General features: G+C 69.9%; 4 protein-coding genes and 1 riboswitch. Of the genes, 2 read left to right on the forward strand and 2 right to left on the reverse strand.

The features are described 5' to 3' along the window. The first annotated feature begins 172 nt into the window (after positions 1 to 172). Entirely contained in the window at positions 173 to 1,225 is a 1,053-nt protein-coding gene (xerC, locus tag ACFW2Y_RS34415) for a tyrosine recombinase XerC (protein ID WP_384887270.1), read from the forward strand. 172 nt (positions 1,226 to 1,397) lie between these two features. Here the strand turns inward: xerC and ACFW2Y_RS34420 are convergent, their stop codons facing one another. After that, entirely contained in the window at positions 1,398 to 2,921 is a 1,524-nt protein-coding gene (locus ACFW2Y_RS34420; protein ID WP_384887272.1) for an aldehyde dehydrogenase family protein, read from the reverse strand. 44 nt (positions 2,922 to 2,965) lie between these two features. Continuing rightward, positions 2,966 to 4,348, reverse strand: a complete 1,383-nt coding sequence (locus ACFW2Y_RS34425; RefSeq protein WP_384887275.1) for a GAF domain-containing protein — start codon at positions 4,346 to 4,348, stop codon at positions 2,966 to 2,968. Positions 4,349 to 4,439: 91 nt separating this feature from the next. Beyond that, positions 4,440 to 4,547, forward strand: a riboswitch (ZMP/ZTP riboswitch). A 52-nt stretch (positions 4,548 to 4,599) separates the two neighbouring features. On the opposite strand from ACFW2Y_RS34425, the gene ACFW2Y_RS34430 reads away from it, so the two are divergent. Then, on the forward strand, positions 4,600 to 5,430 hold the full coding sequence (locus ACFW2Y_RS34430; RefSeq protein WP_384887278.1) for a bifunctional 5,10-methylenetetrahydrofolate dehydrogenase/5,10-methenyltetrahydrofolate cyclohydrolase: 831 nt from the start codon (positions 4,600 to 4,602) through the stop codon (positions 5,428 to 5,430). Positions 5,431 to 5,707: the final 277 nt, after the last annotated feature.

The raw sequence follows: 5,707 nt of genomic DNA on the forward strand, positions 1-5,707 counted from the left end.
CGGGCGAGTAGACCTTCATCACCATAAAAGATGCCTCCTACCCGACCCCTGGCGGGGCCGGGATCAGAGGTGTCCACCACTCGGGGACAGGTCCCATGAGCGATGGGACCGAACGCCTGGCAACACCCGTCGTACCCTCGCTGATGCACTCGCCACCATCACGCCCGCGCTGGTGAGGCGCGAAGCGCGCTACTCGGAGCCGAGGGTTCTGCGGCGCGCGCTGTATTCATGGGCATTCAACAAGCGCGCCTGGGAGAGTGAGCCGTCCGCCGAATGGCAGCATGCCCTCGACTGGATGAAGCGGAACTCCCTGCCCGTCAGTGAGCTGATGGAACCAGACGTCGTGCGCAGGGCGTTGGACGCGCTCGGCCGGAAGATCGACGGAGAGTCCGCCGCAGCGAAGACCGCCCTGCGGAAGCGATCGGCCTTCAGCGAGGTCCTCGGAACTGCCGTCGACAAGGGATACTTCGCGGAGAATCCGCTCGCAAGGGTCAAGTGGCAGGCTCCTGGGGTGAGCGAGGAAGTGGACCCGGCCTGCGTGCCGAACCCGACCCAGGTTGCTCGCCTGCTGACCGCTGTTGGCGAACAACAGGGCCGCGGCCCGCACCTTGAGGCGTTCTTCGGCTGCATGTACTACGCGGCGATGCGTCCGGCGGAGGTCATCCACCTGCAGATCTCACAGTGCCATCTGCCGAAGAGCGGCTGGGGCATGCTCAACCTGAGCGGAGGTGTCGTCACGGCCGGCAAGGAGTGGACGGACGATGGCTCGGTCCATGAAGTGCACTCCTTGAAGCGGCGAGCCGTCAAGGCCACGCGTCCAGTGCCGATACCGCCGCCGTTCGTGCGCACACTGCGAAATCACGTCGATCGCTTCGGCGTGGCGCCCGACGGCCGAGTGTTTCGCAACGCGGCCGGCGGCTACGTTGATGCAGCGGCCTACGGCAAGACGTGGGAGCGGGCCCGTAAGAAGGTCCTGGCTCCCCATGAGCAGCCGACGCTCCTCGCCAAGAGGCCCTATGACCTCCGGCACGCCGGGATCTCGTTCTGGCTGCACTCCGGCGTGGATCCCGCCGAATGCGCGCGCCGGGCCGGCCAGAGCATCCAAGTGCTCTTCCAGTACTACGCCAAGTTCCTGGACGGTCTGCAGGAGCATTCCAACCGGCTCATCGAGGAGTCGATGCAGGAGTGGAGCCGGCGCAGCGAGGACAGCAGCCCCAGGGGCTGAGCCGCAATCTGGCCCGTGTATGGCCCGGAACTGCTGGTCAGGACTGGGATACGGGTGGGATGAACTGGAAGAAGAGGGGTATTTCGACGCCTCCCCCACAGGAAGGCTCGAGCGCTCCAAGAAGGCGCCTGACCCGGGGAAAACCCCAGGTCAGGCGCCTTCTTTCGTGCCGCTAGAAGAAGCCGAGCTTCTTCGGCGAGTAGCTGACCAGCAGATTCTTCGTCTGCTGGTAGTGCTCCAGCATCATCTTGTGGTTCTCGCGGCCGATGCCAGACTGCTTGTAGCCTCCGAAAGCGGCATGGGCCGGATAGGCGTGGTAGCAGTTCGTCCAGACGCGGCCCGCCTGGATCGCGCGTCCCGCGCGGTAGGCGGTGTTCGCGTTGCGGGTCCAGACGCCGGCGCCGAGGCCGTACGGGGTGTCGTTGGCGGTGCGGATCGCTTCGTCGAAGTCGGCGAAGGGGGTCACGGCCACCACCGGGCCGAAGATCTCCTCCTGGAAGATCCGCATGCGGTTGTCGCCTTCGAAGACGGTCGGCTGCACGTAGTAGCCTCCCGACAACTCGCCTTCGTGTTCCATGACCTGTCCGCCCGTCAGTACCCTTGCGCCTTCCTTCTGGCCGATTTCCAGGTAGGAGAGGATCTTGCCGAGCTGGTCGGCGGAGGCCTGGGCCCCGATCATGGTGCTGGTGTCCAGCGGGTGTCCGGGGACGATCTTCTCCGTGCGGGCGACGGCGGCCTCCATGAACTCCGCATAGTGGCCGCGTTGGACGAGCGCGCGTGACGGGCAGGTGCAGACCTCGCCCTGGTTCAGGGCGAACATGGTGAAGCCTTCGAGGGCCTTGTCGCGGAAGTCGTCATCCGCCGCCCACACGTCGTCGAAGAAGATGTTGGGCGACTTGCCGCCGAGTTCCAGCGTGACCGGCTTCAGGTGCTCGGAGGCGTATCCCATGATCAGCCGGCCCGTCGTGGTCTCGCCCGTGAAGGCGACCTTGGCGACGCGCGGTGAGGAGGCGAGCGGCTTGCCTGCCTCCTCACCGAAGCCGTTGACGACGTTCAGGACCCCCGGCGGCAGCAGGTCGGCGACCAGGCCCAGCCAGAAGTGCACGGATGCCGGTGTTTGTTCGGCCGGCTTCAGCACCACCGCGTTGCCGGCGGCCAGCGCCGGGGCCAGCTTCCAGGCCGCCATGAGGAGGGGGAAGTTCCAGGGGATGATCTGTGCCACGACGCCCAGCGGCTCGTGGAAGTGGTACGCGACGGTGTCGTCGTCGATCTCGCTCAGTGCCCCCTCCTGGGCCCGCAACGCCCCTGCGAAGTAGCGGAAGTGGTCGATCGCGAGCGGGACGTCCGCGGCGAGCGTCTCCCGGACGGGCTTGCCGTTGTCCCAGGTCTCGGCGACCGCGAGCGCCTCCAGGTTGTCCTCCATGCGGTCCGCGATCCGCAGCAGCACGGCCGCCCGTTCCGCCGGTGCCGTCCGACCCCACGAGGGGGCCGCTGCGTGCGCTTCGTCCAGGGCGCGTTCCACGTCCTCGGCGGTGCCCCGCGCGACCTCCGTGAAGGGGAGGCCGTTGACGGGGCTCGGGTTCTCGAAGTAGCGGCCGCCCGCCGGGGCGACGTACTCGCCGCCGATCCAGTGGTCGTAGCGGGCCTGGTACGACATGAGTGAGCCCTCGGTGCCGGGTGCTGCATAACGGGTCATGACTTGGCCTCCCTGGAGACGCGCCGGTCGCCCTCGACCGGCGCTCATGCCCGAGTGTGCGGACCCGTACGTTGCAAGACCGTTGCACCGGAGGCCAGTTCTTCTTCCAGGGAGTCGAGCCTCGCGCGCACCGGGGGGAGCTGTGGAGCCGGTACGGCCGCGCACAGCGCCCGCCACACCACCAGGTCGTCCTCGCCCCACGCGCTGTACGCCCAGTCGGAGAGCAAGGCGGGGTCACCCCGGTCCACCAGGGCCGCCCGCAGCCTGCCGGCCAGTCGTTCCCGCAACCGTACGACCCCGGGTGCCGCCGACGAGGGGAGCAGCGGCCCCGCATAGTCCCCGGCGGCCCCGGCGACCGCCCCCGAGGAGAGCCGCCGGTCCACCGTCGTGAAGTCCGCGTCCAGCACGGGGGCGAGTCGGTACGGACGCGAGCGCAGCACGTCGGGGCCGAGCAGTGCCCGCAGCCGGGAGAGCTCCGCCCGCAGCGTCACGGGGGTGACCGACTCGTCCTCGTACAGCGCGGTCAGGAGTTCTTCGCCGCGTATTCCCTCGGGGCGGTGGGCGAGGAGCACCAGTATCTCGCTGTGGCGGCGACTCAGCCGCAGGAGGCGTCCGCCCGAAGAAAGCACGGCCTCGTCGCGGCCGAGCGCCGAAAGCCGGAGGCGCCCGGGCTCCGGAGCCGGACCGGACAGCGCCAACTGGGATTCGGCCGCACGTGCCACCGCCTGGACGAAGCCGAGGCTGTGCGGGTGTGCGAGCCGTTCGCCACCCGTGATGTCCACCGCGCCGAGCACCCGCCCGCTGTGCGGGTCGTGTACGGGGGCCGCAGCACACGTCCAAGCACGTACCGGGTGCCGGAAGTGCTCGGCGGCAACGACCTGCACGGGCCGGTCGACGGCGAGTGCGGTGCCCGGCGCGTTCGTTCCCACGGCCGTCTCAGACCAGCGGGCCCCGGCGACGAAGTTCATCCCCCCGGCCTTGCGCAGGGTGCCCGGATGGCCCTCGACCCAGAGCATCCTCCCGGCCGCGTCGCAGACCGCGAGGAGGTGCTCCCCGTCCGTCGCGTACGCCCCCATCAACTCGCGGATCACCGGCATGGCCGCTGCCAGAGGATGACCTTCCCGGTAGGCGGTGAGCTCCTCCTCGTTCAGCTCGATCCGTGCCGCCCCGTCGGGACTCACCCGGGCACGCACGGAACGCCTCCACGAGGCGGCCACCAGGGGGCGTGTCCCCCGGCCGCTCGGATCGGTTTCACTGCCGGGTCGGAGCCGTGGGCCGGGGTTCGCCCTTCCGCGTCGTGCGGTCGGCGTGCGGGGAACGCCCTGCACGTCCGATTCCGCTTCGGGTTCCGTCCAGTGGTCCGCGGTTGCCCACGCATTGCTCAACTCGGCCTCCTCGTCGAGGTCGTCCCGGCCCTTCCGACTCATCGTGGAGTGCGTCCGGAGCGTCGACAAGCTTCCGCGGGCCCCGGTGCACGCCCCCTGTCCGGGACCGGACCCCACCCCTCACGTAGAGTGGGGCCCGGGCCGTGACTGGCGCTTGGGTGGATCACCACCGGGGAGCGGCCCGGCGGAGCGTGCCCCACCGGCAGCACTGCGACGAATGCCGTGCGCCTGGGCGAACCAACGGCCCGAGACGACGCCCAGGAGCTTCCTTGTCCACCACCGCCGCCGCACTCATGGACGGTACGGCCCTCGCCCGCCGCACGGTCGAGGAGACCGCCGTCCGCGCTGCCGAGATCACCCGTCGCACCGGAGTCACCCCGTGCCTCGCGACCGTTCTGGTCGGTGCGGACCCCGCCTCCGTGACGTACGTGAAGATGAAGCAGAACCGCTGCGCGAAGGCCGGAATCCGTTCCCGTCGGGTCGAGCTGCCCGCCACCACGACGACCGCGGAGCTCGTCGCCGCCATCACCGCCCTGTCCGAGGACCCCGAGGTCCACGGCATCCTGCTCCAACACCCCGTCGGTCCGCACATCGACGAGCGCGCCGCCTTCGAGGCCATCGCCCCGGAGAAGGACGTCGACGGCGTCACCACGGCTTCCTTCGCGGCCATGGGCTTCGGGCTGCCCGGCTTCGTCTCCTGCACCCCCGGAGGCATCATGCGCCTCCTCGATGCGTACGACGTCGAACTCAGCGGCAGGCGCGCGGTCGTCGTGGGGCGCAGCGCGATCCTGGGCAAGCCGGCCGGCCTCCTCCTCCTCGGCCGTGATGCCACCGTCACCTACTGCCACTCCCGCACTCGGGACCTCTCCTCGGTCGTCCGCGAGGCCGACGTCCTGGTCGCTGCCGTCGGCAAGCCGAACTTCATCAGGGGCGAGGACATCAAGCCAGGCGCCGTCGTCATCGACGCCGGCTACAACCCGGGCAACATCGGCGACGTCGACTTCGCGTCGGCCGCCGAGCGCGCCTCCCTCATCACTCCCGTCCCCGGGGGCGTCGGCCCCATGACCATCGCGGTGCTCCTCGCCCAGACGGTCGAGGGCGCGGAGCGCCAGCTCGGTCTGTAGGCAGCGGTGAACGGGGAGCAGCGGTGGCGTGCGGGTGTGCGGCCGTCGATTGTCACGATTCTGTACAAGCAGCTCCCCGTCGTCGATCAACGGTGGCCGCGCCGCCGCAGAACGGCGAACCTGGTCCCTGTGCCGCAATCGCCGACTTCCGCTCCCGCCTCCGGCCCGGACCGTCCGGGCGCGTCTGACCTGCCCGACCAGCCCGCGCCGGGCGGTCCCGGCTCGGCGCCCGGCTCCACCGGCCGCGGCTCGACCGGGGCCCCGGCAACCGAAGTCC

The organism is Streptomyces sp. NPDC058877 (genome assembly GCF_042742855.1).
In the GTDB taxonomy this organism is placed as follows: domain Bacteria; phylum Actinomycetota; class Actinomycetes; order Streptomycetales; family Streptomycetaceae; genus Streptomyces.